This is a genomic window from Moorena bouillonii PNG, from assembly GCF_001942495.1.
GTDB lineage: Bacteria > Cyanobacteriota > Cyanobacteriia > Cyanobacteriales > Coleofasciculaceae > Moorena > Moorena bouillonii.
This window is the reverse complement of record NZ_MKZS01000001.1, coordinates 2,514,808-2,539,652: the sequence shown is the minus strand read 5'-3', so window position 1 is coordinate 2,539,652 and position 24,845 is coordinate 2,514,808. Positions and strand designations below refer to the sequence as shown.

General features: G+C 42.7%; 23 protein-coding genes and 1 pseudogene. 8 read left to right on the top strand and 16 right to left on the bottom strand.

Going from position 1 to position 24,845, the window contains the following annotated elements:
* Positions 1-116: 116 nt before the first annotated feature.
* Positions 117-1,895 (bottom strand): penicillin-binding protein 2, encoded by a 1,779-nt coding sequence (gene mrdA, locus BJP37_RS10375; protein ID WP_075898609.1) that lies wholly within the window; start codon positions 1,893-1,895, stop codon positions 117-119.
* A 538-nt stretch (positions 1,896-2,433) separates the two neighbouring features.
* Between mrdA and BJP37_RS10370 the strand changes: the two genes are divergently transcribed.
* The 4 genes and pseudogenes from BJP37_RS10370 to BJP37_RS10355 all read left to right on the top strand — a co-directional run.
* Positions 2,434-3,576 carry an ABC transporter ATP-binding protein gene (locus BJP37_RS10370; protein WP_075898607.1) on the top strand — a complete coding sequence of 381 codons (1,143 nt, stop codon included), beginning with the start codon at positions 2,434-2,436 and terminating at the stop codon, positions 3,574-3,576.
* 221 nt (positions 3,577-3,797) lie between these two features.
* Positions 3,798-4,922 carry an ABC transporter substrate-binding protein gene (locus BJP37_RS10365; RefSeq protein ID WP_075898605.1) on the top strand — a complete coding sequence of 375 codons (1,125 nt, stop codon included), beginning with the start codon at positions 3,798-3,800 and terminating at the stop codon, positions 4,920-4,922.
* A gap of 337 nt (positions 4,923-5,259) precedes the next feature.
* On the top strand, positions 5,260-6,123 hold the full coding sequence (locus tag BJP37_RS10360) for an ABC transporter permease (RefSeq protein ID WP_075905957.1): 864 nt from the start codon (positions 5,260-5,262) through the stop codon (positions 6,121-6,123).
* Between the two features lie 75 nt (positions 6,124-6,198).
* A pseudogene (locus tag BJP37_RS10355) lies at positions 6,199-6,447 on the top strand (ABC transporter permease); the annotation flags it as partial.
* Here the strand turns inward: BJP37_RS10355 and BJP37_RS38875 are convergent.
* Complete coding sequence (locus tag BJP37_RS38875) at positions 6,379-6,534, bottom strand: hypothetical protein (protein WP_158069513.1); 156 nt, start codon at positions 6,532-6,534, stop codon at positions 6,379-6,381. The pseudogene BJP37_RS10355 and the gene BJP37_RS38875 sit on opposite strands and share 69 nt — an antisense overlap.
* Before the next feature lie 175 nt (positions 6,535-6,709).
* On the opposite strand from BJP37_RS38875, the gene BJP37_RS10350 reads away from it, so the two are divergent.
* The gene (locus tag BJP37_RS10350) at positions 6,710-7,555 is read left to right on the top strand and encodes an ABC transporter permease (protein WP_075898602.1); all 846 of its coding nucleotides are present in this window, start codon (positions 6,710-6,712) and stop codon (positions 7,553-7,555) included.
* Positions 7,556-7,660: 105 nt separating this feature from the next.
* Here the strand turns inward: BJP37_RS10350 and BJP37_RS10345 are convergent, their stop codons facing one another.
* Positions 7,661-8,602, bottom strand: coding sequence for a polysaccharide pyruvyl transferase family protein (locus BJP37_RS10345; protein ID WP_075898599.1), 942 nt, complete (start codon positions 8,600-8,602; stop codon positions 7,661-7,663).
* A 337-nt stretch (positions 8,603-8,939) separates the two neighbouring features.
* Between BJP37_RS10345 and BJP37_RS10340 the strand changes: the two genes are divergently transcribed.
* Complete coding sequence (locus tag BJP37_RS10340) at positions 8,940-9,137, top strand: hypothetical protein (protein ID WP_075898595.1); 198 nt, start codon at positions 8,940-8,942, stop codon at positions 9,135-9,137.
* 18 nt (positions 9,138-9,155) lie between these two features.
* Here BJP37_RS10340 and BJP37_RS10335 read toward each other — a convergent pair whose 3' ends face one another.
* The 4 genes from BJP37_RS10335 to BJP37_RS10320 form a co-directional block, all read right to left on the bottom strand.
* Positions 9,156-11,234, bottom strand: coding sequence for a tetratricopeptide repeat protein (locus BJP37_RS10335; protein WP_075898593.1), 2,079 nt, complete (start codon positions 11,232-11,234; stop codon positions 9,156-9,158).
* 92 nt (positions 11,235-11,326) lie between these two features.
* Positions 11,327-12,502: a glycosyltransferase gene (locus BJP37_RS10330; protein WP_075898590.1), complete on the bottom strand. Its 1,176-nt coding sequence runs from the start codon at positions 12,500-12,502 to the stop codon at positions 11,327-11,329.
* A 699-nt stretch (positions 12,503-13,201) separates the two neighbouring features.
* Entirely contained in the window at positions 13,202-14,137 is a 936-nt protein-coding gene (locus BJP37_RS10325; protein WP_075898588.1) for a hypothetical protein, read from the bottom strand.
* Between the two features lie 793 nt (positions 14,138-14,930).
* Positions 14,931-16,133: an RNA-guided endonuclease InsQ/TnpB family protein gene (locus BJP37_RS10320; protein ID WP_075898587.1), complete on the bottom strand. Its 1,203-nt coding sequence runs from the start codon at positions 16,131-16,133 to the stop codon at positions 14,931-14,933.
* A gap of 77 nt (positions 16,134-16,210) precedes the next feature.
* Between BJP37_RS10320 and tnpA the strand changes: the two genes are divergently transcribed.
* Positions 16,211-16,609, top strand: coding sequence for an IS200/IS605 family transposase (gene tnpA / locus BJP37_RS10315; RefSeq protein WP_075898585.1), 399 nt, complete (start codon positions 16,211-16,213; stop codon positions 16,607-16,609).
* A 200-nt stretch (positions 16,610-16,809) separates the two neighbouring features.
* Here the strand turns inward: tnpA and BJP37_RS10310 are convergent, their stop codons facing one another.
* The 7 genes from BJP37_RS10310 to BJP37_RS10285 all read right to left on the bottom strand — a co-directional run bounded on the left by BJP37_RS10310 (position 16,810) and on the right by BJP37_RS10285 (position 23,190).
* Positions 16,810-17,829, bottom strand: a complete 1,020-nt coding sequence (locus tag BJP37_RS10310) for an STELLO glycosyltransferase family protein (RefSeq protein ID WP_075898583.1) — start codon at positions 17,827-17,829, stop codon at positions 16,810-16,812.
* Between the two features lie 8 nt (positions 17,830-17,837).
* On the bottom strand, positions 17,838-18,785 hold the full coding sequence (locus BJP37_RS10305; protein WP_075898581.1) for a hypothetical protein: 948 nt from the start codon (positions 18,783-18,785) through the stop codon (positions 17,838-17,840).
* 260 nt (positions 18,786-19,045) lie between these two features.
* Complete coding sequence (locus BJP37_RS10300; RefSeq protein WP_081431132.1) at positions 19,046-20,107, bottom strand: glycosyltransferase family 2 protein; 1,062 nt, start codon at positions 20,105-20,107, stop codon at positions 19,046-19,048.
* The gene (locus BJP37_RS10295) at positions 20,104-21,009 is read right to left on the bottom strand and encodes an alpha-1,2-fucosyltransferase (RefSeq protein WP_075898577.1); all 906 of its coding nucleotides are present in this window, start codon (positions 21,007-21,009) and stop codon (positions 20,104-20,106) included. Before BJP37_RS10295 ends, BJP37_RS10300 begins: the two co-directional genes overlap by 4 nt.
* Before the next feature lie 44 nt (positions 21,010-21,053).
* Entirely contained in the window at positions 21,054-22,019 is a 966-nt protein-coding gene (locus BJP37_RS10290) for a glycosyltransferase family protein (protein ID WP_081431131.1), read from the bottom strand.
* Between the two features lie 26 nt (positions 22,020-22,045).
* The gene (locus BJP37_RS40920; RefSeq protein WP_143727556.1) at positions 22,046-22,264 is read right to left on the bottom strand and encodes a hypothetical protein; all 219 of its coding nucleotides are present in this window, start codon (positions 22,262-22,264) and stop codon (positions 22,046-22,048) included.
* On the bottom strand, positions 22,261-23,190 hold the full coding sequence (locus BJP37_RS10285; protein WP_075898575.1) for a glycosyltransferase family 2 protein: 930 nt from the start codon (positions 23,188-23,190) through the stop codon (positions 22,261-22,263). The genes BJP37_RS40920 and BJP37_RS10285 overlap by 4 nt, the downstream gene beginning before the upstream one ends.
* On the opposite strand from BJP37_RS10285, the gene BJP37_RS10280 reads away from it, so the two are divergent.
* On the top strand, positions 23,177-23,599 hold the full coding sequence (locus BJP37_RS10280; RefSeq protein ID WP_075898572.1) for a hypothetical protein: 423 nt from the start codon (positions 23,177-23,179) through the stop codon (positions 23,597-23,599). The two genes, BJP37_RS10285 and BJP37_RS10280, sit on opposite strands and share 14 nt — an antisense overlap.
* Here the strand turns inward: BJP37_RS10280 and BJP37_RS10275 are convergent.
* Both BJP37_RS10275 and BJP37_RS36145 read right to left on the bottom strand, forming a co-directional pair.
* On the bottom strand, positions 23,580-24,266 hold the full coding sequence (locus BJP37_RS10275) for a glycosyltransferase family 10 domain-containing protein (protein ID WP_143727555.1): 687 nt from the start codon (positions 24,264-24,266) through the stop codon (positions 23,580-23,582). The genes BJP37_RS10280 and BJP37_RS10275 overlap by 20 nt on opposite strands.
* Positions 24,267-24,515: 249 nt before the next feature.
* Positions 24,516-24,845 (bottom strand): hypothetical protein, encoded by a 330-nt coding sequence (locus BJP37_RS36145; RefSeq protein ID WP_143727554.1) that lies wholly within the window; start codon positions 24,843-24,845, stop codon positions 24,516-24,518.

The window sequence follows — 24,845 nt, the reverse complement described above, 5'->3', positions numbered from 1 at the left end:
AGAAAAATCAAGGGGCAAGTCTTCCGACTACCTCCTATATAATTCCCATTTCTCCACACTCGCTGACTCCACACTCGCTGACTCAATCCAATACCAAAAGACTTTTTCAGCAAACCCTATTTATGCTTAAAATAAGCCTCCATTACCTGGCGCACAATTGGTCCTGCCACTGAACCTCCACCGCCGCCGGAATGTTCCACAAAAGCAACAACTGCAATCTCGGGTTTATCATAGGGGGCAAAACCACCAAACCAAGCATGAGCCTTGCCAGGAGGAGCCTCTGCTGTTCCACTCTTACCAGCGCCAGGAGGTAACTCTGGCACCCTCAATGCAGCTCCTGTTCCCCCAGTCACCACAGCTCGCAGTCCTCGGCGTAGGGTTTGAATCGTTGATGGCTTCATATTCATGGACACTCGCCCTTTGATAGCATCCTGATTGTTCTTGAGCAAGTGGGGTTTAACCCGGTAGCCGCCATTGGCAACTACAGAAAACATGACTGAGGTTTGTAAGGGTGTTCCAAGGGTAAATCCTTGACCAATAGACATATTTATGGTATCGCCAACGGTCCATCCCCAATTGTAGTTTTTCCGCTTCCAGGCATCATCCACTATCAAACCACGGGATTCGCCGGATAACTCAATACCAGTTTTTTCACCAAAGCCATATTTACGAGCCCATTCAATCAGGGTTTTCCCCCCAACCCCTCGACCGATTTGACCAAAGAAGGTGTTACTGCTCCAAGCCATAGCACCCACAAATCCCATTGGACCAAATCCGGCTCGGTTCCACTCCCCAAAGGCATGACCACCCACATACAGGTAAGGATAAGTCTGTAAAACAGTTTTGGGAGAATACCGACCAGATTCCATACCCGCCGAAGCTGTGACTACTTTAAATGTACTGGCTGGAGGAAACCCTCGCATTGCCCGGTTGATAAACGGATTCCCTCTGCCTTGTAGCTTTCGCCAGGTTTCTGAGGTGATGCGAGTCGAGAAAATATTCGGGTCAAAGGTTGGACGAGAAACCATTGCGAGGACAGCACCGGTGTTGGGGTCCATAGCCACGACTGCCCCTTTGCGATCGCCTAATGCTGCCTCGGCTGCCTTCTGCACATCTATATCGATGGTTATATGGATAGGTTTACCCGCTTGTGCCTGTTTCTGACCCAGAACCCTGACGACTCGTCCAGCACCATCAACTTCTACTTGCTGACCGCCCCATTCTCCCCGTAGCAGATGCTCATAGGACTTCTCCACCCCCATTTTGCCAACCACATCACCGAGGCGGTAGCCGTCAGGTTTACGCCGTTGCAGCTCTTCATAGTCCAGCTCTCCAGTGTAACCTAGAACGTGAGCCGATAGCTGTCCATGGGGATAGTACCGCAAGGCATCAATATCCACCTCTATCCCCTGTAATTCATTGCTGTACTCAGCCAAGGCAGTAACTTGAGCGGGAGTAACACCACGGGCAATCCGAAGTAGATAAGGAGAGTTATAGCCCGCTTGTTCCAGACGCTTTTGAATCTCAGCGTCTGGTATCTTCAAAATTTGGGACAGGCGTTTGCGAGTTTGGGGCCATTGCTCCTGCCTAAGAACCATCGGCCACACAAATACCGAGTGAGACAACCGATAGCTAGCTAATACTCTTCCCTTACGGTCAAAAATATTGCCCCGTATAGGGGGCTTGGGAATCAGACGAATCCGGTTATTTTCTGCCAGCTGTTGGTTGCGTTCCCCTTGAACTAGCTGTAAATACGCTAAACGGGAAGCAATTCCCCCCAGCAAGAATACGCTAATCAGTACCATAATCACTACGGATTGGTATTTGCGTCCGACAGTGCGGGAATTAGATCGATGTACTGCAAATGGAGATAAGGAAGGCTGAATTAATGTCATCGTCAGAGGTCTGAGAATGGGGAATCGCACTTGGAGAACACGGAATTGGGCAATTAAGGCGAATAGTCTGTGATCAATCCCAGTAACCTATTGGCTTTGATTCCGAATAAGTCTCCCTTTTCAATTAAGAATTAAGGATTGACAATTGACAACAAAACAACAGGACTCACGCCCCAAGCTTGTCGGTTAAAACTGGGTATGGGGTTGAGGGTGACCGGGTGTAGTGAGCAGAATTGGAACATGCCCTTGGGATTGCCCACACTAATTCACCTAGATCTGCCCCAAAGCCTTGATTAAGGAGGCTCTGATTTGCCCCTGTTCTAATAGCTCTTACCATTAGCTTAATACCTAGTCACGGCTAATACCCAGCAATTTACTTCTCCAGTTCAGCTACTGGATCAGTGCAGATCTGTTTAGCTACTGCAGGAGTATTTTTAGGTTGGAGGATAAAATAAACCCAAGGAGATAAACCGTGTTGCACAGATGCAGACAGACGAGGCATGACTCTGGGGGCATCACTACTGCTGAAATAACCACCATGTTTCAAACGACTGTTAAAGAACCACGTCCGACTACCACGACTACAGCTAAAGTTGATGTTGAACTCCGGAAGGTTTTTAAAGTGTTCGACACCGAGACTGTTGTCCGTGGTGTTGACTTAACTATCCGTCAAGGAGAATTTTTTAGCATTCTTGGTCCGTCTGGCTGTGGCAAGACTACAACCTTGCGTTTAGTAGCGGGATTTGAGATGCCTTCAGCTGGGGAGGTAATGATTCAGGGACGCTCGATGAATCATATTCCACCACACCGCCGACCTGTCAATACAGTATTTCAAAGTTATGCTCTATTCAATCACCTGAGTGTATCGGAAAATATTGCCTTCGGTCTACGGCTAAAAAAGCTACCCTCATTGGAGGTTGAGGAACGAGTCAAAGCAGCCCTCAAACAAGTGAAACTGGAGGGATTGGCGAATCGGTATCCCCCTCAATTGTCTGGGGGTCAACAGCAACGAGTGGCATTAGCCCGAGCATTAGTTAATCGACCAGCGGTGCTGTTGTTGGATGAACCTTTGGGAGCGCTAGATTTCAAGCTGCGCAAACAGATGCAGGTGGAACTGTCAAATCTCCATCAAGACCTGGGGTTAACCTTTGTGATGGTGACCCACGACCAAGAAGAAGCTATGAGTCTTTCTGACCGTATCGCTGTGATGCGTGCAGGTAAAATTGAGCAAGTTGGTTCCCCCAGAGAAATCTATGAAAATCCTCGGACAACCTTTGTGGCGGACTTTATCGGTGATACCAATTTATTTAAAGGTCGTCTGCAACGGTCCGATGCCGACTCACTCGAAATTACCACCAAGACTGGTATCAAGATTGTGGTTGAGTCTCCATCCGTTAAAGAAGTCCTGGATAATTCTAATGCTCAGGATATTGTAGTAGGTGTACGACCAGAGAAAATTCGCCTTAGTCTTTCCCCCCCAACTACTAATACAATGAATTGCTTTGAAGGACGTCTCAAACACGCGATGTACCTGGGTACTCATATTCAATGTGTGGTCGAGTTACTCAGTGGCGACTGTCTCAGAGTCATACTGGCCAACACCAATAACAAGTTACCAGACCCTAACACCACAATTTATGCTCGTTGGGCACCCACGGATTGTCGAGTGTTGGAGGAATAATTTGAGGATTTCGGTAGTTTTTGAGCCTAGTTTGCTTGCAAACTAGTGCTCACTAAATCAAGAGATTTTTAGTTGTTTACTAAATCAATTATGGTAGATTAATTATCCTATCTATTTTGGGGTAATTGGTAATCGGTAATCGGTTTTGAATAACTTTATTAAACCTACCCTATTTCGGACGCCTGGGCAAAAACCAACCTCAACCTTCAACCTTTTCAATTGTGCTTTCACTGGATCGACAACAATTCCTAAAACGCCCTACAAGGCGCAACTTTTTACAGGTAGCCACGGTTGCTGCCCTATCAGGTCTAACCCTCTCTGGATGTGGCTGGACTCTAGGTGAAGTGAGACCAACAACTACTTCACCAGGTGACAGAAATAAACTATTTATCTACACTTGGACTAACTATACCGATGATGAGCTACTAGACCGCTTTACCGAAATAACTGGAATCAAAGCTGTAGTCGATGTCTTTGATTCCAACGAAGCTATGCTTGCTCGACTTCAGGCTTCTGGGGGCGGAGCCTATAGCATTATCTACCCGTCTGACTACATGGTGCGAAAGATGGTTGAGTTGGATCTGTTGGTGAAACTGGATTTTGAACGCATCATCGGAATAAATCGACTGTTTTCTAAGTTCCTCAATCCCATATATGACCCCAACAATTTGCACAGTATTCCTCTGAGCTGGGGAACAACGGGTTTGATTTACAACTCCAAAAAACTATCTAAGGTACCGGAGGATTGGAGCTATCTTTGGCAATATAAAGACAAATTATCGAGACGGATGACTTTGCTCAACGATGTGCGAGAAGTGATGGGTGCCACTTTGAAAATGTTGGGTTACTCGTACAACTCTACCAATCCCCAGGAGATCAAAAAGGCCTATGAAATGTTGGTGGAGTTAAAACCAAGTATTGCTTCATTTTCTTCTGATGCTTGGCGATCGCAAATCCTAAGTGGGGATTTATGGCTTGCGATGTGTTACTCCTCTGATGCTGTTGAAATCATGGCAGAAAACCCAGATTTGCAGTACGTCCTACCGAAAAGTGGTTCTTCCTTGTGGATCGATACCTTGGCAATTCCTAAAACAGCTCCCAATCTTGAGGGTGCCTACGCTTGGATTAACTTTATGTTAGAAGCAGATGTTGCTGCTCAAATTTGTGAACGGTTGAGCTTCGCCACACCAAACCAGAAAGCCTTTAAGCTATTGTCCCGTGACATCCAAGAGGATCAAAGTTTGTTTCCAGAACAATCAGCGTTAGAACGTTGTGAAGGTCTTGCACCTGTTGACGAGGTTAGCGAAGTTTATGACCGCTACTGGACTCAGTTGACCAGTGTTTAGGAGTTAGGAATTAGGACTTTTCAACACCATAAAGTTTAGGAAAATACTACGGAAGCGCAGAAATAAACATACCCTTAAAAATACCTATAAAAAATCGCGAAATGCTACTGATAAATGCTAGAGATTATAAATTACATCCCAATAATGATAGTGATAAAATAATAAAGACTAAATCAGATTTTTAATAGTTAATATTTTTCAATCTAGATATCATAATAATCTAGCATTTGAAAAAAAAATGGTATAAGTCTTGGACTAATGACTAAGAACTAATGACTAAGAACTAATGATAAATAACACTGAAAGCGTTACTGAGAACATTGCTGAATCCCCAGTTATGCAAGATAAGAGACACTTACGATGGCAGTGGTTAGAACCCCTAGGATTGCTCAGTCCAGCAGGTATATGGTTAGCTTTGTTGTTGGTGCTGCCAACCCTAGTGATTTTTGAACTAAGTTTGGTACCCAACATTAGACCAGGAGATGTGGTCAATCCCTCTGGTATTGATAATTATTTGCGGATATTTGATCCAGTAATCTTGCAAGTGATGGGGCGATCGCTTTTTTTGGCCATGGGAACCACTGTGATTTGTCTTGTGCTAGGATTTCCTGTGGCTTATTGGATTGCTCAGCTAGCACCCAAGCGGTGGCAAAATTTACTCCTGCTGGGTTTTATATTACCGTTGTGGACATCCTCTCTACTACGTTCTTATGCCTGGATTACCATTCTGCGACCGACTGGGGTTCTCAATACAGTACTGACTAGTATTGGACTACCAGGGTTGGATTTGCTCAATCGTAGTGCTGCTGTATTGATTGCCATGGCTTACAGCTTTCTGCCATATATGGTCTTGATTCTCTATGCGTCTATAGAAAAGTTAGACAAACGGTTGTTAGAAGCGGCGGCGGATTTAGGGGCAAATCCTTTTCAAACCTTTTGGACAGTAACTGTACCCCAAACTCTACCAGGAATTGCTGCAGGTTCTTTGCTGGTATTTATCTCTGGATTAGGGGATTTTGTTAATCCGGAATTGTTAGGGGGAGCATCGAGTATGACTGGAGCAAGATTGATTTATAACCAGTTTTTAGGAGCTACTCAAAACTGGGGATTTGGGTCAGCTTTGAGTATGATGTTAATTTTGGTGGTGAGTATAGCGATCGCACTTTTGATTAAGTATGGTGATCCCAAAGCACAGCCCTAGCACTATAGAAAAGGGAGTAGGGAGTAGGGAGTAGGGAGTAGGGAGTAGGGAGTAGGGAGTAGGGAGTACGGAGANCCCCAAACTCTACCAGGAATTGCTGCAGGTTCTTTGCTGGTATTTATCTCTGGATTAGGGGATTTTGTTAATCCGGAATTGTTAGGGGGAGCATCGAGTATGACTGGAGCAAGATTGATTTATAACCAGTTTTTAGGAGCTACTCAAAACTGGGGATTTGGGTCAGCTTTGAGTATGATGTTAATTTTGGTGGTGAGTATAGCGATCGCACTTTTGATTAAGTATGGTGATCCCAAAGCACAGCCCTAGCACTATAGAAAAGGGAGTAGGGAGTAGGGAGTAGGGAGTAGGGAGTAGGGAGTAGGGAGTAGGGAAATTCGGATCAACAATTCTCACAATTCCTACACGGATACCTATAACAAGAAAAGGGTTGCATTCATAAAAATTGAAAATTTCAACTATAAACTTTAAATTAAGTAACAAGTAACAAGTAAAATTAATAAGTAACAAGTAACAAGTAAAATTAACAAGTAAAATTAACAATTAACAATTAACAATTAACAATTAACAAATGACTAATGAGCAACTCTACCATCAGCAGGAGGAGCTTCCCCTAGAAATGGTAAACTCTCAACCAAAACTCCGGATTTCTTGGGAAGGTATTTTCTCCCTGGTGATGTTCTTTTATATGTACTTACCCCTGCTGGTACTGACGTTTTATAGCTTCAATGACTCTAAATACAGCGCCCAGTGGCAGGGATTCACGTTTAAGTGGTACCTAAAACTATGGCAGGACGAGAGTGTAAGGAACGCACTATTCAATAGTCTCACGGTAGCCCTAGTGGCAGTAGGAATTTCTGCGGTATTGGGTACCATGATGGCAGTCGGTTTAGCCCGTTACCAGTTTCCAGGTAAACGCTTGTATCGAGGGATATCCTACTTACCCCTGATTATCCCAGATATTGCGATCGCAGTCGCAACTCTAATCTTTTTGGCAGTTATGGCTATTCCTCTGAGTCTGTGGACTATCATAGCAGCTCATATAGTTTTCTGTTTGGCTTATATTGCCATTGTTGTTTCCTCCCGTATCACCCAGCTTGACCCTCACCTAGAAGAAGCAGCCCTTGATTTAGGAGCAACGCCCCTACAAGCTTTTATAAAAATCTTACTACCGGAATTGATGCCAGGGATTATTGCCGGTTGTTTATTGTCTTTTGTCCTAAGTATGGATGATTTTCTGATTTCTAGTTTTACAGCTGGGACTGGTGCAACTACCTTACCTATGGAAATCTTTAGCCGCATCCGCACTGGTGTTAAACCAGATATAAATGCTCTTAGTGTTTTGCTAATCCTGGTATCAGGTGCAGTTGCTTTTATAGCTGAATGGCTCCGTTATCGGAGTGTGGAAAATCGGTAATAATGGGGAATCGGGAATCGGGAATCGGGAATCGGGAATTTATCACTGATACAAGATAACTTTATACTATTACATGCCTTAGTTATGCAACCCAAAAAGTTATATTCATCCTTGATAATTCATCCTTGATTTCAATTTATATAACCTTTCTTCCAATTCAGTAGTAAGTTGTTCGATCCGATGATCATTACTTAAGTAGGGAGAGGTAGTTTGAGCGATTCTGAATAGTTGAGTGGCGATTAATTGTTGTTTTTCACCCCAAAGTGTCTTGACTGAATGCAACTGATCTTGTTTGAGCCAATTGAAGCAAAAGTGAGCATAACGGATTGAGGAACGAATTCCTCGTGCTGTTCTAGGATATAAATCCCACAGAGGAATGATATATTGGGGTTGGTATTTCAAACCAACAGATAAGCACCAATCCTGCCATTTAAATGCCAAGATATTTGGATTAGTGCAGATGGGAATCCAAGGAATTCGTAGCGCATCGGCTACAATTGCGCCATGCATAGCTTCCGTTAGTAAGATGTTGGTTTGGCTGATAGCAGATAATACTTGCTCGACAGGCAAACGAGGGTCAATATACTTAAAGCCGATTTGTTCACAGATTTGATGCCAGGCTTGACCGCCATATCTGGCAGATTTAGCATGGGGCATAACGGCAAATTGATGGATTTTTTGACTGGTTGGATGGAAGAGTCGTCTGACTAACACTGCTCCATCGGTAACGGCTAATTGAGGGGAAATGCCTAAGGCTTTGGCGGAGAGGGGTCCTCTTACACAGTAAATTGTCCAGGAATCTTGGAGTTTTGGTAACTTTTCATAACCGACTCCAGTACTAAAAATGATGATTCGGCTAGCATTGGGTAAACGCTTGGGGAGTAAATTATTTAGGAGGGTACCGATTCCAACAAAGGCGGTGCTTTCATCGTCATCTAGTAAGTTAGGGATTAACTGTTGCCATAACCAAGGGTTTAGGTCATCGCCAAAGTTATTGAGACCACCAGGGAATCGTTTGGGTGAGTATTGGTAGTAGAAGAGTTTCATTACTGTTATCCCCTTTCATTGATTAGGTGAATCAATGCTTGCCTTATTTTATTTATCTATAGCATTTTCATGAGATAATTACTTTGAGCCATTTATGGCATGGTTTTTCCCCCAAGCTCATGGTAACATTAACTGGTCACAGAGCTATGAATCACTGGATACAGATACGATCGGGGTTATAGTAAAAATGAGATTATTCAGTTATTCCGGCTAAGTGAGTGGATGATGGTGTTACCGGAAGAACTGGAGGGTGATTTGAGAATTGAACTAAAGCCTACTCAGGAGCAAAATCGGATGCCATAAATTACGGGTTTTGAGCGAGATGGAATGCTGAAAAATGCTCAGGAGTCAGTCATATAAGTTTTGGAGACGGGATTTAAAGAAAGTTGTCCCAGAACAGTTTAGCGATCGCATTAATATTATTGATGACTTAGCACTACTGAAACAACTTCATCAGCAGTCAATCACTGTTGCGTTACACCCTACACCCGGTTTCCTTTTTACCCTTATTGTCACCCCCTCAGGTTATAGCTAGATCCAATTGCTCCCTGGGTTAACCACCACTCTGGAGTTTTTTGCGCCACATCAGCCTATCTTTACTGGAAGCCACATCCCGATTGTTCGGCTGTAATTTCAGGGCTTTGTCGTAAGCCGCGATCGCTTCGTCTAATTTCTTAAGCTCCTTGAACAGGTCTCCCAGGCTTTTGTAGGCTGGAAAATATTCGGGATTCAAAGCAATGGCTTTGTGATAAGAAGCGATCGCGTTTTCTACATCTTTAGCTTGGAGCTGAGCATTCCCCAAGCAGTGATAAGCCCCTGGTTGGTCTGGCTGTAACTGAATCGCTTTGTTATAGTTAGCCATGGCGAGCTCGAGATGGTCAGCTAAAAGGTGGGCATTCCCCAATAGGATGTAGGTGATGGCATGGTCTGGTTGTAATGCGATCGCTTTAGTATAGGTAGCGATCGCCGACTCTAAGTTTCCTTGGTACTGGAAAGCTTGCCCAAGCATTCGGTACATCCAAGCCTGTTCGACAGACAGCTCAATCCCTTTTTGGTAACTGGCAATTGCTCCGTTTAGATCCTGTTGCATCAACTGAGCCGAACCCAGCCTAAAATAGACCTGTTCATGATCTGGCTGTAACTTAAGAGCTTCGGTATAGGCAGTTATGGCTTCGGAGAACTTCTGTTTCTGGCTCAGAGCATCTCCTAGGTTTTTATAAACTTCAACTGGTCCAGACGGTGAGAGTTGAAGGGCGTTTTGGTAGTTGAGGATGGCGGTTTCGAAATCCCCTTTCTCAAAGGCTGAGTCACCTCGGCGGCGATAGACCTCAGAATTGGCTTCCTCTTTGGTGATCTCGTCTGGGTCAGGATTGACACTCACCTGAACTGTTGTGGTCTTGGAACCTTTGTGTTTGAACCAAGTTATCCCCTCTTCCACCAGATCCAGTTCTAAACAGTAGTGACCCTCAGCCATGGGTGTGGTCACCTCCAAGAACAGTTCAATTTCTGAGTCGGGGGGCAAATCCGAACCCAAGTCTACTCGGCCATCAGACCACTGTCGGACTTTGCCATTGTGATCTAACCAGTGATTCCCGACTCGGATGCCACTCTTAGCGGTCTCAAGCCAAGTCAGGGAGGAGAGATTCTTGACTTTGACCTCAATTACCAGAGTCTGACCAGGGAGAGCGACGAGAGATGTGGGAGCCGTCAGCTGGGCGCGATAGGCATGGTTGGGTAGTAAGGGATATTTGGTCTGATTGAGGGGCAACTGGGGTGGAGTTGGCTGTGACTGAGTTTTCTCAATGTAATACTGCACTTTTTCCACCAAAACCTGAATCTTGGGTTTATTAACCTGAATCTTGGGTTCATTGAAGAACTCCCCATGACGACCAGGAACTAGGTCAACATATAGTTCTCCTGGATAGAATTTGCTCCAGCCTAGTTCTGGGTTGCGGAAGAATTTGTAGGGGTTAAACTTACTCTGACGACCAAACAACAGGGCAATCGGACCAGGATAGGGTCGGGGGATGAATCTTTCGACCAGACAAAGTAAAGTCACGGTTTTGCCTTGAGAAATAAGTTGTTGGGCAATTTCAAAGATGATCGATGCACTTTGACAATTTCCTCCCAATAGGTAAGGACCATCTGGCTCCACGGCTAGGATTTCCCCGAGGTAGTGAGCTGCTAAGGCTTGAATGTTCTTTTGGGTATATTTCATGATCAGGTGCCCCGAGCGCATGCCGTAGATAGGCTGGTCAAAACCTAGATACTTCGCCAGTTGACTGAGTTCTCTAAACCCCTGCAAGCACCAGAATAAGGGCTGTTTAGACCCATTGGTGTTCATGCCCACGATCAAGGATTTGGGTCTGACCCGTTTACCTTTCCATGCAAGAGTGTAGAGTCGCAGTTGATGATAAATTTCTGGTGAAAGTTGAGGCAGGGTTAGCCTCACCCGTTCTTGGGCACAGGAAAGGGGTAGGTTTTCGTTATGTTGGACAGGGTTAACCGGAGGAGCCTGATCTTTTAATTTGGCCTTAGTCCCAGCAGCTTTCGGGAAATCTGAAAGTTTTGTTTCAGACTGGGTTTGGCTCGAAGGATTAACACCGGATTGTTTGGGATTGGAGGATGCCATTTTTAATTAATGTCAGGTAAAAACTCAGGGTGGAAAACGCGATCGCTTAACTATCTCACTTAACTCTCTCAATAGGTTCCAATCAATAGGATTTAATAGCCGCTGCTTCCGGGTACCTGATCGGCTGTATGCTTAGTTAATACTTTTTTGCCATAAATAGTCTGATATAAATTGAGATATTTATCTGCCATTTTATGGGCATCAAAATCTTGTTCTACTCTGGTTCGTGCTGTTCGAATCATCAGCAACTTTTCCTCTGGCGTCATCTCCAGCAATAATTTCATTGCCTCTATTAGCTTGTTTTGATTACCAACTTCATAGATTATTAATTCTGAACCGGCCTTAGCGATTTCTTTCATTACTGCCAGGTTAGGCACAATGCAAATAATTCCTGCAGCCATAGCTTCTAAAACTGCATTGGGCAAACCTTCAAAACTCGAGGTAAGAATGGAGACGCTTCCTGGATTCACCCAATCCCACGGCTTTTTATTGTAGCCTAAAAACCTAACAGATTCAGACAATCCCAGGGTTTTTACCTGATTGAGGCATTCTTCCTTTAAGCTGCCATCCCCAATAATTGATAAGCGACAATCAGGGTAATCAACAATGATGGCAGCAAATGCATTGATGAGAAGTAGAGGATTCTTCTGTGGCTCTAGTCTACCAACATAAACAAATTCCACTGTTTTTTGGTGGTCATAACTACAGTCACATTCATATTTTTCAAGAAGCACACCATTATGAATAACCTCCAGGCAATGAGGAGGAATTCCTTCAACTTCGTCAGCATATTTTCTAACAGCTTCCGCATTGCAAACTATGCAGTCAGTGATGTTAGCGAGATCACGCTTAATCTTCCTATGCTTTGCAGTTTCATTAAGGTTTACGTTGCACTCCCTAGTAATAATTACCGGAACACCAGCACTGACAGCAGCTTGTCTACCAAGGGTATCTGCCCAAAATAAATGGGTATTAACGAGATCAGGCTGAAGTTGCTTGAGTATCTGAGTCATCCATTGGATGATTTCGAGTGGCTTACCTTGATCTAATTGAGAAGCCATTAACCTACTGAATACAGGAGTTCCCAGAGCTTGAAAATCTTTTCTATCTGACTCGTCTGACTGATTCGTAACAATAATATTTTTAATAATTTTTTTATTTTGCTTATCAACAAGACAGTAAATCAGGGTTTTAAGGAAGGTGTTAACTCCTCCACCCTTTAGATTTAGTTCTGGAATTATATGAACAATAGTCAAGGGTTTGGGCATGGTTAGTTACTCTGTCAATTTGAATAGCTATAGCGGTTTTAAATTAGGTGAGGTACATATTTTTAGGGAGTAGGGAGCAGGGAGTAGGGAGTAGGGAGCAGTGAATTCAGAAGACGTAAGAGCTAAGAGGGAGGGTAAAAATTATGTGTACCTCATTATAATAAAAACCGCTATATATTGCAATGGCTACGTTAATGCTGTCTGTAATTTTTTTTTATGTATTAGCAATTAACTTCGATAAAATAGTGATATTATAAAAATATATTTTCTGATATTTTAGTCATAACTTTTAAGCAAAAAATATATTGCAAATAAACTTTATTTGTTGTATAAATTTACCCTAATCAAGTCCTAAAGTCTTCTCAAATAGAAAGTAATTTTTATCAATATATTCTACCTCAAGATTGGCATATACTTCTGTGGCAATAATTTATTTGAGTTGATTGACTACAGTTTCCGAGTTGAACATACCCTAAATCAACCAATTATAAAGCCAACAATAAATATAGCGGTGTCTAGCCTAATGAGGTACACATAATTTTTTCCCTGTTCCCTGTTCCCTGTTCCCTGTTCCCTGTGCCCTCTTCTATATTCTATCTTCCCTGTTCCCTGTTCCCTGTTCCCTGTTCCCTGTTCCCTAAAACCAAAAAATTTGTACCTCACCCAATTGCAAACCGCTATAAATAAGTTAATTATCAGTTATTTTTTCGGGTTTAGTGATAATCTTGCCTTGATCATATCGAAGCCATCCTGGTGGTTGATTGAGTAAGTTACATCGGGCAATTCTCTGAGTTTGATAAACTCCTTAATGGCTAAGATAGCTTGTTGATTGTTTGGGTTAAATTGAACCACCCCAAATTCATCATAATAGGTATCCTTTTTGAAATCAAATTTAATGTCATTTAGCTGATCAACCCTGTCTATATCTAGCTTTCGACGAGACAGAGTTTTGGCGTGATTGTACATGACAACTGTTTGGTTCATAAAAGATATATTTTTGACATAATTCTGGATTTTTATCAGATATTCTTGATATCTATTAGACTCATCAATTAACATTAAATATCTGTCTTGGATCACCTGTGGTAGGAGATAAAAAAAAGGGGTGACATTGGTAACATTAAGGACATCATCCCAATAACCAACAAGTTCAAAAAAATCTTTTCTAAATGCCCAAGCACCACCATCTGAATAATTTTGATGCTTACCATCAAGATATGCTTTAACAATTGACTTGCGAGTACGCCACTTGTTTTCACTATATTCTTGCTTAAGCAAACTGCAGCAATGAATAATTTGGTTTTCTCTAAGAGCTGCTGCTAATTGTTCTGACCAATTAAGGTCAGTAAATTCGATGTCGGCATCACATCTAATGATCAGGTCATAACCAAGTTCGATTAGTTTCTGTGTGGCTATATTTAAAGCATTGTTTTTATGAAATTTAACGTGATTAGTTTTGAGACAAATTACATTATCCAGGTGACTCAAATGGAATGGCTTGTCAGATAACTGAATTTCAACGGTTAAGAGAAATAATCGGCATTTCTCAATATGTTTACGAAACTTAAGGTAACATTCATATCTTTCTTCGTTGTCGAAAAAGTTGAAATAAGAGGCAGCACAAGCTATTTTCATGTTGAAATTCAGTTGATTTTAGTGTTGAGTAATTTTTATCTTTAGCATTCAGGCAGATAAGTCTCTGTCTATCAAGCTTATATCCTTAATGGCAAGCTGCCGTTAGTTAAAATACTGCTGGAGAGCTTTAAAGACCTCTGGAAGCTCTTGGTAGATGCAGGTTAAGGACCCATCCGTCAGGACATTTTTCCCTGTCTTCGTAGAGCTTGAGACTGACTCAAGCCTAATCGCGCTTTTTTTTGGCTGCAGTATACATCACTATTAGTTTATGAAAAAACTGGAAAGTTCTTATAAAGAACTTATAAATAAACTGAGTAAAACTAGTGTTTTTTGATAAATTTTCAGTAAAATATATCCATCCCTGAGAGAAAAAATATATCCATCCCTGAGGGTAGCACACTGAAAAACGCGATCGCATTAATCCTTTATTGAAATCTTGCACTAATCTCAATAATCCACCAGGGATTAAACTCCCACAGGGAGTAAATCAAGTCTTTTCAAGAGGACTAAGCTGTCCCGCATTTAAACGACCTTTTATTAAAAAAACCTAAAACTCTTTTACCTGTCTTGATGCAATAGCGAGTGGGGGAAACCCCACTCGCTATTGCATCAAGAAAACAAGTAAGCAAAAGTTTAATCTGAGTTATGGAAAGCACCTCAAGCAGCGTGAGCCTTGGCCGTTGGCCACGCTACTTGAGGTGCTCACGGCTGACGGCTGACGGCTGAATGCTTACAGCTCAATGGCTTTTTGGTAGTTTGCGATGCCTTGACAATTGATTGACACTCCCCATGCCTAGAAGGCAGGGGATTCTTGGTTCAACGAACTGTCTTGCTTAACCAGACCGGAATCAGGTTTAGTAGAGGACAGATCTCCCCAAGCGTTTTTAAAAGTTTCGGTGTGCCCCACCGTACTCAAGGCTCTGTTAAGTATGTTTTTGGCGGCATTGTGATCACGATCTAGGTTGCAACCACATTTACAGGCATGAGTTCTAGTTGATAGAGACTTTTTGACTACCTCACCGCACTCGGAGCAGTTTTGGCTGGTATAGGCAGGATTTACTGCAACAGTAATCTTGTTGAACCTTTGGCCAAAATGCTCTAACCATCCCCGAAATTGACGCCAACCAGCATCATTAATAGACTTAGCAAGGCAATGATTTTTAACTAAGTTTTTGACCTTCAAATCTTCGTAAGCGACCAAATCGTTAGATTGGATTACGCAACGCGCCAGTCTCAAGGCATGTTCTCTACGTTGCCTACTTATTTTGAGGTGTGCCCTACCTAGTCTGTTTCTGGCTTTTCGTCGGTTGGCTGAGCCTTTCTTTTTTCGGGAAAGCCTACGTTGACAAAATTTTACACGTTTTTCACTTTTTCTATAGAACCTAGGATTAGGCTCAGAGTAGCCATCAGAATCGGTGTAAAATTCTTTTAAACCTACATCTAACCCAACAGCGCATCCAGTTTTATCCAGTTCTTCAGTCCTATTTACTTTGACACAAAACTGGACGTAGTAGCCGTCGGCTTTTTTGACAATCCGAACCCGTTTAATCAGTTTTTGATCAAACCACCACAAGTCCCAGGTTCCTTTGAGCTTGACTTTACCAATACCCTTTTTGTCTGTAAACTTGATAGACTTCTTGTCTGGTGATAACTTCCAACCAGATTGCTTGTACTCAACAGAACGACAATGCTTCTTGAATTTTGGGTAACCCTTCTTTCCTGGGGCTTTCTTCTTGCAGTTGTCAAAGAAGCGCTTAATGGCTCTTTCTACGTTTTCAACGGAAACCTGACAAGCATGACTGTTGAGGTCTTTTACAAATTTAAACTCATCTCGTAATAGAGTGTTATAGCGATAGAGTTCTTTCTTGCCAATTCCCTTATTGTCCATCCAGTAGCGCAAGACTTTATTTCGCACAAATTTAGATGTACGAATAGCTTCGTCTACAGCTTTCTGTTGGTTTTTAGTGAGGACGGCTTTGAACTCCATTGCTAGCACTAAAATTACCTCCTTGACGTTATCTTTCGTGTACTTTTATAGTATATACACGCCAACTAGATAATGTCCAGGACGAAATGAAAAATAAGTATAAATACAACAAAAACATTGTCTACTCATGCAAATACCATGTCGTGTGGTGTCCCAAGTACCGCAGGCCAGTATTAGTGGAAGAGGTGGAAGCAAGATTAAAAGAACTCCTCCACCAAATAGCAGAAGAGATCCAAGTTGAAATCATCGAATTAGAGATAATGCCTGATCATGTTCATTTACTCTGTGAATGTGATCCACAGTTTGGTATTCACAGAGTGGTAAAACGATTCAAAGGAGCAACCAGTAGGTACCTCAGGGAACAGTTTCCTCACCTAAAAAGCCGACTGCCTACTTTGTGGACTAATTCCTACTTCTTGTCCACAGTTGGAGGCGCTCCATTAGAGACAATCAAACGGTACGTTCAAAACCAGAAAGAGGTTTAGGGAATAAATTCCTGTTCGGGCTAACCCCATGGATGGAATCCAGGGGCTTGCGCCCTCAGGGTCTTAGGTCAAGATTGTCAAGAACTGGACGTTGTTGGCATGGAATCCCACTTCCCAACCAACATGGACATTATATGACCATGGCCGTGCCACTCGCCAATTGTCGATTTCGCACTGTACTAGAAGAATTTTGATCGGTTTCAAGCAGCCCCCTCTTTGATGTAATAGTTGTGCTTGTTTTCAAGAATGCGGGTCAAATCATTTAACCACGCTTGGCAAATCGAGACCTCAAGCGCACTAACAAATCCAGCCTCTGCCAAAGATGTGTAGACTACTTGCAAATTTTCAAGGGGGTTTTCTCCCAATTCCACTGTGTCCAGCAAAGCCACAATTGCTTTGACCCCAAGGTAACATTCTACTTCTTGCTTGAAATCTGTCATCAGGTCGTGTGGATTGCGCTTTTGGTAAACGTCAGCAGGCTGAAATCCGAGATATATACCTTGGTTCCACATTAGTTTTTGGGCAATATATCCACGCAATATATCGGTAAACCGGAAGCTTGTAGTTGAAGGCAGATAAAGGTAGGGAAAGGCATCTCTATGCCAAAATGTGTTTTGTGAATTGAAGGGACAATATTGCTCCTTTCCCAAAAACACAGAGCTATTCTTGGCAAAGGTAATGTTTTCACCGATGATCAAGCGGTAAATAGCATCCACATCAGGGTCTAAATCGACCAACCCCTGCCAAACCCCAATCGAGACAGGCTCGGTATTAAGAAGCTGATGCTCGGTCTGATGCTGGATTTCATCTAAAGGGTACCCTCGCGGCCAAATTAGCTTTTCTGTGAAATAACGATAGATGTTTACAAATTTTTGTTCGGTCACATATTGCCTGTCGCCATAAAAATCGTAGATTCCCCAACTCTGGGTAGGCCAGTTGTCATCATCGGTGTCATAAATCACCTCTGCCCCTGCTTGAATCCCATACAAATAACCGATATTCTTACGAGCGTAGTGATTATATGGGCAGTGCTTAACCAACTCATATCCTAACTTTTCTTGTTCGCTAACCGATAGAAAAGTCAGATTTGCTGATGAGTCGATGGCAGGTGTCTTGCAGTCACCTACTAAGACAATATGCCAATCTTGAAATTGTTCAAAATGACTAATACCTTCTGTTTTATCATTAATTGTGGTAACAATAATATACTTTTTCGTCATAAGAACTTCTATACCTTCCACTGGGATAGTTTAACGGGATGGACATACAGCAAATCTGGTGTGAAATATGACTCGAACAACCTAGAAATCTCGTAGTTGTAAGATTGGGCTTTATCTGTAAAGGCAGCCTTTTCTTGTACATTCCACATCTCATAACCATGCCAAGCCGTATCCGCTTCGGTCACGACCTTCGGACAACTCAAGGCCAACGCGGTGGGAATCGCCACCTCCACAAACAAATCCATCGCCCCAAAGACCCCGCAATAATGATAAAACTTCTCGAAGACACTGGCTGGAACCACAATCAAATCAGAATATCCATTGAGGAGCGGATATGGCATTTTAAGGTTTGACCGATTTTTCAATAAAAATAGTAAAGCCTCCAGAAATCGCCAAGGTTCATAGTAGTACTCTCGGTATTCACGTCGAATCATAGGAAAGAAGCTATGGGCTAGCAAATTTCCCACAGATAAGCGACCAGTTATTTCTATTTGCTTGGCTTGCAGGATAGCAATAGCCATCGCCAAGGATGGAATTTCATCTCGATAGGTCACCCACGGAGAATTGGCTATGTATTTGCGTATCACGTCTAGCTTGTGAGACCAAGCAAAAGAGACTTTTTCCAGAGGTATCAGGAACTTGATATATCCTGAATCTGGATTTAACCCCAATGTTTCAATCAAATTTTGAGCGTTTAAGTCGGGATGTAGGAGTACATCATCCCCAATGAATACATAATAATCACTCGCGGGAAGACGAGATTGGGCTTGAGCAATATAGCCCTGAAAACAAGCCGATGATTCAAATACAGGGATAATATTGTTCGCGTTTCCCTGATAAAAAGGCATCAGATGGTAAATATGTTCAAATCTGTGGCCATACAGCTTCTCAATTTTGGGAACATTTTTAGTAAATTTGTGATTATAAATCACCAGCAAACACACTTTTAACGACATCTTGATGATCCTATGACAACTGTTTCCATAATGATGGAAGGCGACAAGCCAGGTGCGTGTAATATCAAGTCTGGTTCAATACCCATAATTAAGGGGAGTGTGGGGAGGGTGACTCAGGTGTTAGTCGTAGTTGATCGGGACTGAGCAGGTGAGTTGGAGGAGGTAATGGACGCCCCTCTTCTCAGTAAAGCCCTAGATCATAAACGCCGAACCGGTGCAAGACCAATCAATTGGTGTGCTTTTGTGAGCTCAGAAGATGATCAAGTTTTAGGAAGTGTTACAGCATTTTGGAGCTCGATTGAGATGCAATTACCCTGACCGTTATCTTTATAAAAGTAGATCATGAGCCATATCCACCATAGTTTTATTGAAAGCATTTGCTTTTCTCCTACCTTCCGTGTTAATGCCAACTTCTTTAGCCCTTGCAGTACATCATGCTGGATTTTCTCTCTTTCACTTTGAGTCAACCTGAATGAACTTATACAAGTTCGATAAAGTTGGGAGAGTAACTTAGCCACGTTAAGGGTTTCTGCCAGGTTGATTGCCTTCCATTGATGAACATGCAAAGCATGAGTGGTTTCAAAGGAGAGTTCTTGAGATAAGAAAGCGCAAAGTGTTTTCCGCTGGGCAAGGATCGCGTTTTTGGCTTGTGCTTGACGATGGATATAGCTAACATTTCGACCATGTCTTCGATAATGCAACAGAATATTTGGCAAATTCGTGATCTCTGTGTGAAAACAAGCCCTCAACAAGAAATCATAATCCTCCGCATGGACAAAAGTAGTGTCATACCCTTTTAATTGTTCGTAAATTATTCGCCGAACCATCATTGTTGGATGGGCAACGGTTTGAGAATTCTTAAAAAAGAGGTTCCAACGAACAATACCGGGCTGGCTAGGGTAATAGCAGTCTGTACTCTCGGACCTATTTGTTTCGTCAAACAAGATGGTAATGGCAGTCCCCAAAATTCCTATCTCTGGATGTTCTTCCAAAAATTGGACCTGTTGCCTTAAGCGCTCTGGCAAGCTAATATCGTCTGCATCCATCCGAGCCACATATTTCCCCCGCACCATCTTCAACCCACGATTTAGCGAATCGACGATTCCCAGATTGCTTTGATTGGTAACTCTAACAATGCGTGGATCATTGTAATTATCCAAAATCCTAGGAGTTTCGTCTGTTGAGCCATCATCAACAATGATAAATTCAAAATTGCTGAGGGTTTGACTCAATATGCTATCAACGGCCTCACGTAAATATAAGGTACCGTTGTAAACTGGCATTAGGACGCTAACCAGTGGCGTCTCGGTTATTTGACTCATACTTTGATCCAATTGTCAGGGAGTAAATCTCGTGTATCTAAACGAGGGTCGTTAAACCACTTCTTCGGGGCAAACACTTTCTTATTCAAATTTGGATTGAGCCAAGCTGCCCACCAGCTAAAGCTGCTATTGGCAATAATGTGATGCTGGCAATGAGACATCAGCCACAAATCTTCATAATCTCTAAGATGGTTATTATGGGTGACAAATGTCATAGGGTAGTCCAAACATAGATTTTCTTTTACCCAAATAGGGTGATCAGAGAAAACAAAGAAATGCGGATGAAGCACTTCTTTAGCAATCTGCTCGACGCATTGCTGGTAATAAGTCAAACTACAGGTACCGTGTAATTGGTTATTCGCTGGATTCGAGACATAATCACCTCTTCTAACATGAATGCTAACGGAGTGACTATTTGCTATCATTTCGGCTATTTTTTTACTCTGAGCATTTGGCTCATATTTACATGTATACTCACGCCGAATAACATCTTCAATATCCAAAAAATACTTCTCGCTTTGCCAGTAGCCGTCTAAATAAATCTTGTCAGAGCTAGTCATGATATTTGGGTTAAATGGCATCAACTGCTCTTCCCTGAAAACCTTCCAGCTTGCAAACCGCTTCATTACTTGTCTTAACCGAATAATAACTGGATTCGACTCTTTTGTTTGTCTTAATGACTTGAGTGCTGCCAATTCTTCCGAGCTAGCAAAAGCTTGTTTAATCTGAAACCAATACAAGTTGTACATGCGAAGTAGATCATGTTCAAACGATGAAATATCTAGCTTCAATTGAACATTATTAACGAGGGCTATTTTACGTCCGATTGCATATTGAAACATCTGATTGCCCAATCCACCACTCAATCTCACGATAACAACGCCCATGCACTTACCTTTCATTGGAACCTATGCCACTACTTTCTCTCAACAGATGGAGTAGGTACTTATCGACGAATTTCGTGATGATTTTTATCCAAAGCCAAAAGAATTTTTGGGAATGGCAAATTCCATGATTCCGGGTAACAGTAGCTCGGTGACAAAGTTTTCGGTGGATGATTGATAAAATAGCGATTAAGATGACTTTCGTCGTGCCAAACGGCAATATAATTCTTGCTAAGATCCTGATTTACATTCTGTTTGATATGATCGCACATGGTCAAAAATGCATCCGTGCGTCCACCATTGAATGCACCAGCGTAATAAACCTCGCCCTGATCGGGAGCTATATAAGCAGTAGAGATAGGGTTCGTTTCATAGGTGCCCCGTAGGCGTTTGTTTGTAATTCGAGGAGTTATGCCAATTTTTTTTAATAGATGATTTTCTAATAGACGATCAAATTTTGATTTCAGGCGCGGCATCAAACAATAGCCGGGATGATCTACTCCTACCAAGCCCGATGACGTGTTGGGCAGAATCTCGTCGCCACACAGGGAAACGAAACGCATATCTACATCACAGCAAAAGAGAAAATCCATGTCGCTCAACACTGCTCGGTACTGATCAAAAAAGTGATAGCGCATTAGGGCTATCAGTGGCCAAGGTAGATGTGGGATTTTTATAATTTTCATATTTTGATATTGCTTCATATCATCTTGATCACTAAAAAAAAAGTAGGTCACATCATGATTATTCATAAAAAACTTAGAAGCACTTTCATATAATCCCTCCATAAAGCGATGGTATTTTCCGGTGCAAATTATTAATAATCCAACTTTATATCGATTTTCCATTTGAAGTCCTTCTTCAAGCTCTTTGGGTCTGATTCCCCGCAGCTTGCTGTGTCTGTGAACAACAACCCTCGCAGGGTACTGTGGAACAATAGCAAACCGCTTAGGGTGTGAGCAATCGTGAAGTGATACTCCGCTGCTTGCAGCGAGGATGTTCATTTCGTTGTAGGTTGATAATGCCATACCAACTTGGGGCAAACAATGCCATCCTAGCTTTCTGGATAAGTTGAGCCGTGATTGCCTATCCCATCCACATTAAATGAGAGTACAGATACTAATATCATGTTCGGATAATTAGTGATAAAAAACCATCTCCGATTAAACCTTACTCCTTTACTTCTGCCTTCAGCATAGCTGCCTTCTGCCTTCGATTCGGCTAGAGTGTAAGTATTCAACCGGACATGAGATGAATGCTTACACCGCTTCACCCTTGGCACAGAATGAGTTGTCGAGATTGCTCATAAAGCTTACCCAATGTTTCAATATCATTACAGATGACTTCATATAAAAAATTATCGAAATAATGGTATTGCTTTCGAGACCGAAACAGCAAGCCAAAGGGCACGCTAAAGAGTAAAAGTAAACTGTACTTGACCACTTGTACTATAATAAATATCAGCTTTGAGTTGGAAGGCGGATAAACGAAATAACAGTTACGCCCTTGGGCAAAACGGGCGGAAATAATCCAGTGCCAGCTCATCTTTTCGGAGCGCACCAAGTGGTAGAGCCACAACCTTGGCTCATAATAAATCACGGCCTGTGGCATGGTGGCACAGATACGGTGGAGTAACTCCGTTTCTTCCCCATAACCAATCTTTTGGCCGCTCATGCCTAATTTTGGATCGAAGTCTCCAACGCATTCAAACAAGTTGCGCCGCAAAAAAAGATTTGAGCCATAGAGGACTTCTGCTCTTTCTAGGTGCTGTGCTTGGCCATAAGGAAAATTAGAGCCATAGATATCCTTGTACCAAGCTGGCTTGGGCGTGTTGTAGAAAGCAAAATAAGGTCCACCAAACACTGTGGGTGATACGCCCTCAATCACCTCTTTAGCAACCGCTAACCACCCTTCTGGTACCTTACAATCATCATCAATATAAGCCACATACTCGCCCTTTGCCTCATGCCAGCCCCGATTACGGGCATGAGAAAGCCCTTGTTGCGGCTCGAAGCAGTAACTTACATGGGGGTAGCGTGCCACAAATGACTGGCTTACGGTAGCCGTCTGATCAGTTGAGTTGTTATCGACCACAATAACTTCGTATTCGGAGTGCTCAAGGGTCTGCTGGCAAACGGTGTGTAAAGCATCCGTGAGCAAATCGGCTCGGTTATAGGTACAAATAATGACGGAGATCAAGGTTTTCCTCCCAGACATGGTAAATGAACAAGTTATAGCGCTACGCGCAATGGCATTGGCAAGAGGCAAAAGGCAAAAGTTTACTACAAAAGCTTTTCAGGTTGTATCAATGTCAAACAGCTTAATGCGTAGTGCTATAATTTTTGCTGTTTCGCACCCCTCTTGGCCAAAGCCTGTCTTTGATTTTCCGGGGCGCAATCGTTACTGGCTGCTTTTGGAAAAAGGAGCCATAGGTGGCTTGAAAGTGACGAATCTGGCACACCATAAAAGGGAAGAACTGGTATCGCTTGAGGATGAGTTCCCGTGCGTATGCAATGGCGTCCAGATTCTGCTGCCAAGCGTTGCTGGCTATAGCCTCCTTAATTTTCTCCACCGCAGCATCTGGCTGGTTAATGTCGATTTGGATTAAGCTCTCGGGGGGGGAAATAATCGGTAATCCCCGTGCAGCCATAATAAATGGGCATACACCATGCTAAATAGCAATCGGCTAGCTTTTCACTCCAGTACAAAGGGTTGCTATAGTTTTCAATGGCTAAAGAATAGCGATAAGAAACCAAACCATCCCATTTATCATCTATCGGATTAAAGTCCCGTCCCCACAGATCGAAATCCAATTTTCCTTGAATTTGCTCTAAAAAATCCATCCGGACACGATGCCCTTTCAATACTCTTTGTCCACTGGTAATCCAAGATAGTTGCTGGGTTTTCTCAGGTGCTTTAAAAGAAGCCAGAAAATCATAATCTTGATTGATATGCCAAGTAAAAGCGGGTTGGCTATGGATATACTGTGAGCCTGTTAGGTCCACATCGGTGGTGAACATGCGAAAAGAGTAAGACGGATTGACATGCCAAGGCTTTCTAAATTCAGTGGGTGGTTCAAGAAGCATCGACCAGATATGTTCTGGTGGGCAGGTGATGGTGGTGGTTTTACTAGCTCCATTTAAGACGATGACATAATCGCACTCTTCGACAGGTTCTAAGGTAAACTTTATTCCTTCCCAGATGCCACTATGATTTGGAGTGGCCGATCTCCAATGGGGCCAATCCCAGTTTGCAATAATGCGAACTAACGTCATCTGATCTTCCTCCTTCAAATCTAGTTTGCTTGACCCTAATCCTTAAACCCGTCATAAATTGGATTTTTCCTCTGTCTTTGAGTGGTTGGTGCCAATGCGCCTCGCCATAAGGGTTTTCCAAAGCGATAAAACTCATTTTTTTATACACAGGACTTACGCACAGACTCCATGGGTAGGGTGATCAAGGTTTTGCCAACCCTACAGGTAGCGTTAAATTGAGGTATTTGCGTAAGTCCTAATACATTCTGATTACCTCGCTGCTAGACAGAATGCAATTCGGTTTATATAGGGCAAGCAGCAACTGACAATCCCTTTGAGTCTCCCTGGGAATTGTCCACGTAACAACTGGTGGCTGTATAGCCACAGCAAATGGCCAATTTTACGCCGCCCAGTAATTTGGCGGCGAGCTAGGGCGTTACGATACGCACGACGATGATTTTTGTCTCCGAGTCTGCGTTTTTGTGGGTTATGGCTTTGTGAATTTGGCACATAACGATATTTATATAGTGCTAGATCAACAAAAACAAAGGGTGTCACCTCCTCCATTTTGTAGACTAAATCCCGATCTTCGGCATACAA

Bases quoted from the DNA above. Each gene is read 5' to 3' on its own strand.
- BJP37_RS10370 (WP_075898607.1), top strand. From the start codon at position 2,434: ATGTTTCAAACGACTGTTAAAGAACCACGTCCGACTACCACGACTACA.
- BJP37_RS10290 (WP_081431131.1), bottom strand. From the start codon at position 22,019: ATGGCATTATCAACCTACAACGAAATGAACATCCTCGCTGCAAGCAGC.
- BJP37_RS10350 (WP_075898602.1), top strand. From the start codon at position 6,710: ATGACTAATGAGCAACTCTACCATCAGCAGGAGGAGCTTCCCCTAGAA.
- BJP37_RS10325 (WP_075898588.1), bottom strand. From the start codon at position 14,137: ATGAAAATAGCTTGTGCTGCCTCTTATTTCAACTTTTTCGACAACGAA.
- mrdA (WP_075898609.1), bottom strand. From the start codon at position 1,895: ATGACATTAATTCAGCCTTCCTTATCTCCATTTGCAGTACATCGATCT.
- BJP37_RS10335 (WP_075898593.1), bottom strand. From the start codon at position 11,234: ATGGCATCCTCCAATCCCAAACAATCCGGTGTTAATCCTTCGAGCCAA.
- BJP37_RS10300 (WP_081431132.1), bottom strand. From the start codon at position 20,107: ATGAGTCAAATAACCGAGACGCCACTGGTTAGCGTCCTAATGCCAGTT.
- BJP37_RS10305 (WP_075898581.1), bottom strand. From the start codon at position 18,785: ATGTCGTTAAAAGTGTGTTTGCTGGTGATTTATAATCACAAATTTACT.
- BJP37_RS10280 (WP_075898572.1), top strand. From the start codon at position 23,177: ATGACGGAGATCAAGGTTTTCCTCCCAGACATGGTAAATGAACAAGTT.
- BJP37_RS10345 (WP_075898599.1), bottom strand. From the start codon at position 8,602: ATGAAACTCTTCTACTACCAATACTCACCCAAACGATTCCCTGGTGGT.
- BJP37_RS10340 (WP_075898595.1), top strand. From the start codon at position 8,940: ATGCTCAGGAGTCAGTCATATAAGTTTTGGAGACGGGATTTAAAGAAA.
- BJP37_RS10275 (WP_143727555.1), bottom strand. From the start codon at position 24,266: ATGACGTTAGTTCGCATTATTGCAAACTGGGATTGGCCCCATTGGAGA.
- tnpA (WP_075898585.1), top strand. From the start codon at position 16,211: ATGAAAAATAAGTATAAATACAACAAAAACATTGTCTACTCATGCAAA.
- BJP37_RS10295 (WP_075898577.1), bottom strand. From the start codon at position 21,009: ATGAAAGGTAAGTGCATGGGCGTTGTTATCGTGAGATTGAGTGGTGGA.
- BJP37_RS10310 (WP_075898583.1), bottom strand. From the start codon at position 17,829: ATGACGAAAAAGTATATTATTGTTACCACAATTAATGATAAAACAGAA.
- BJP37_RS10330 (WP_075898590.1), bottom strand. From the start codon at position 12,502: ATGCCCAAACCCTTGACTATTGTTCATATAATTCCAGAACTAAATCTA.
- BJP37_RS10360 (WP_075905957.1), top strand. From the start codon at position 5,260: ATGCAAGATAAGAGACACTTACGATGGCAGTGGTTAGAACCCCTAGGA.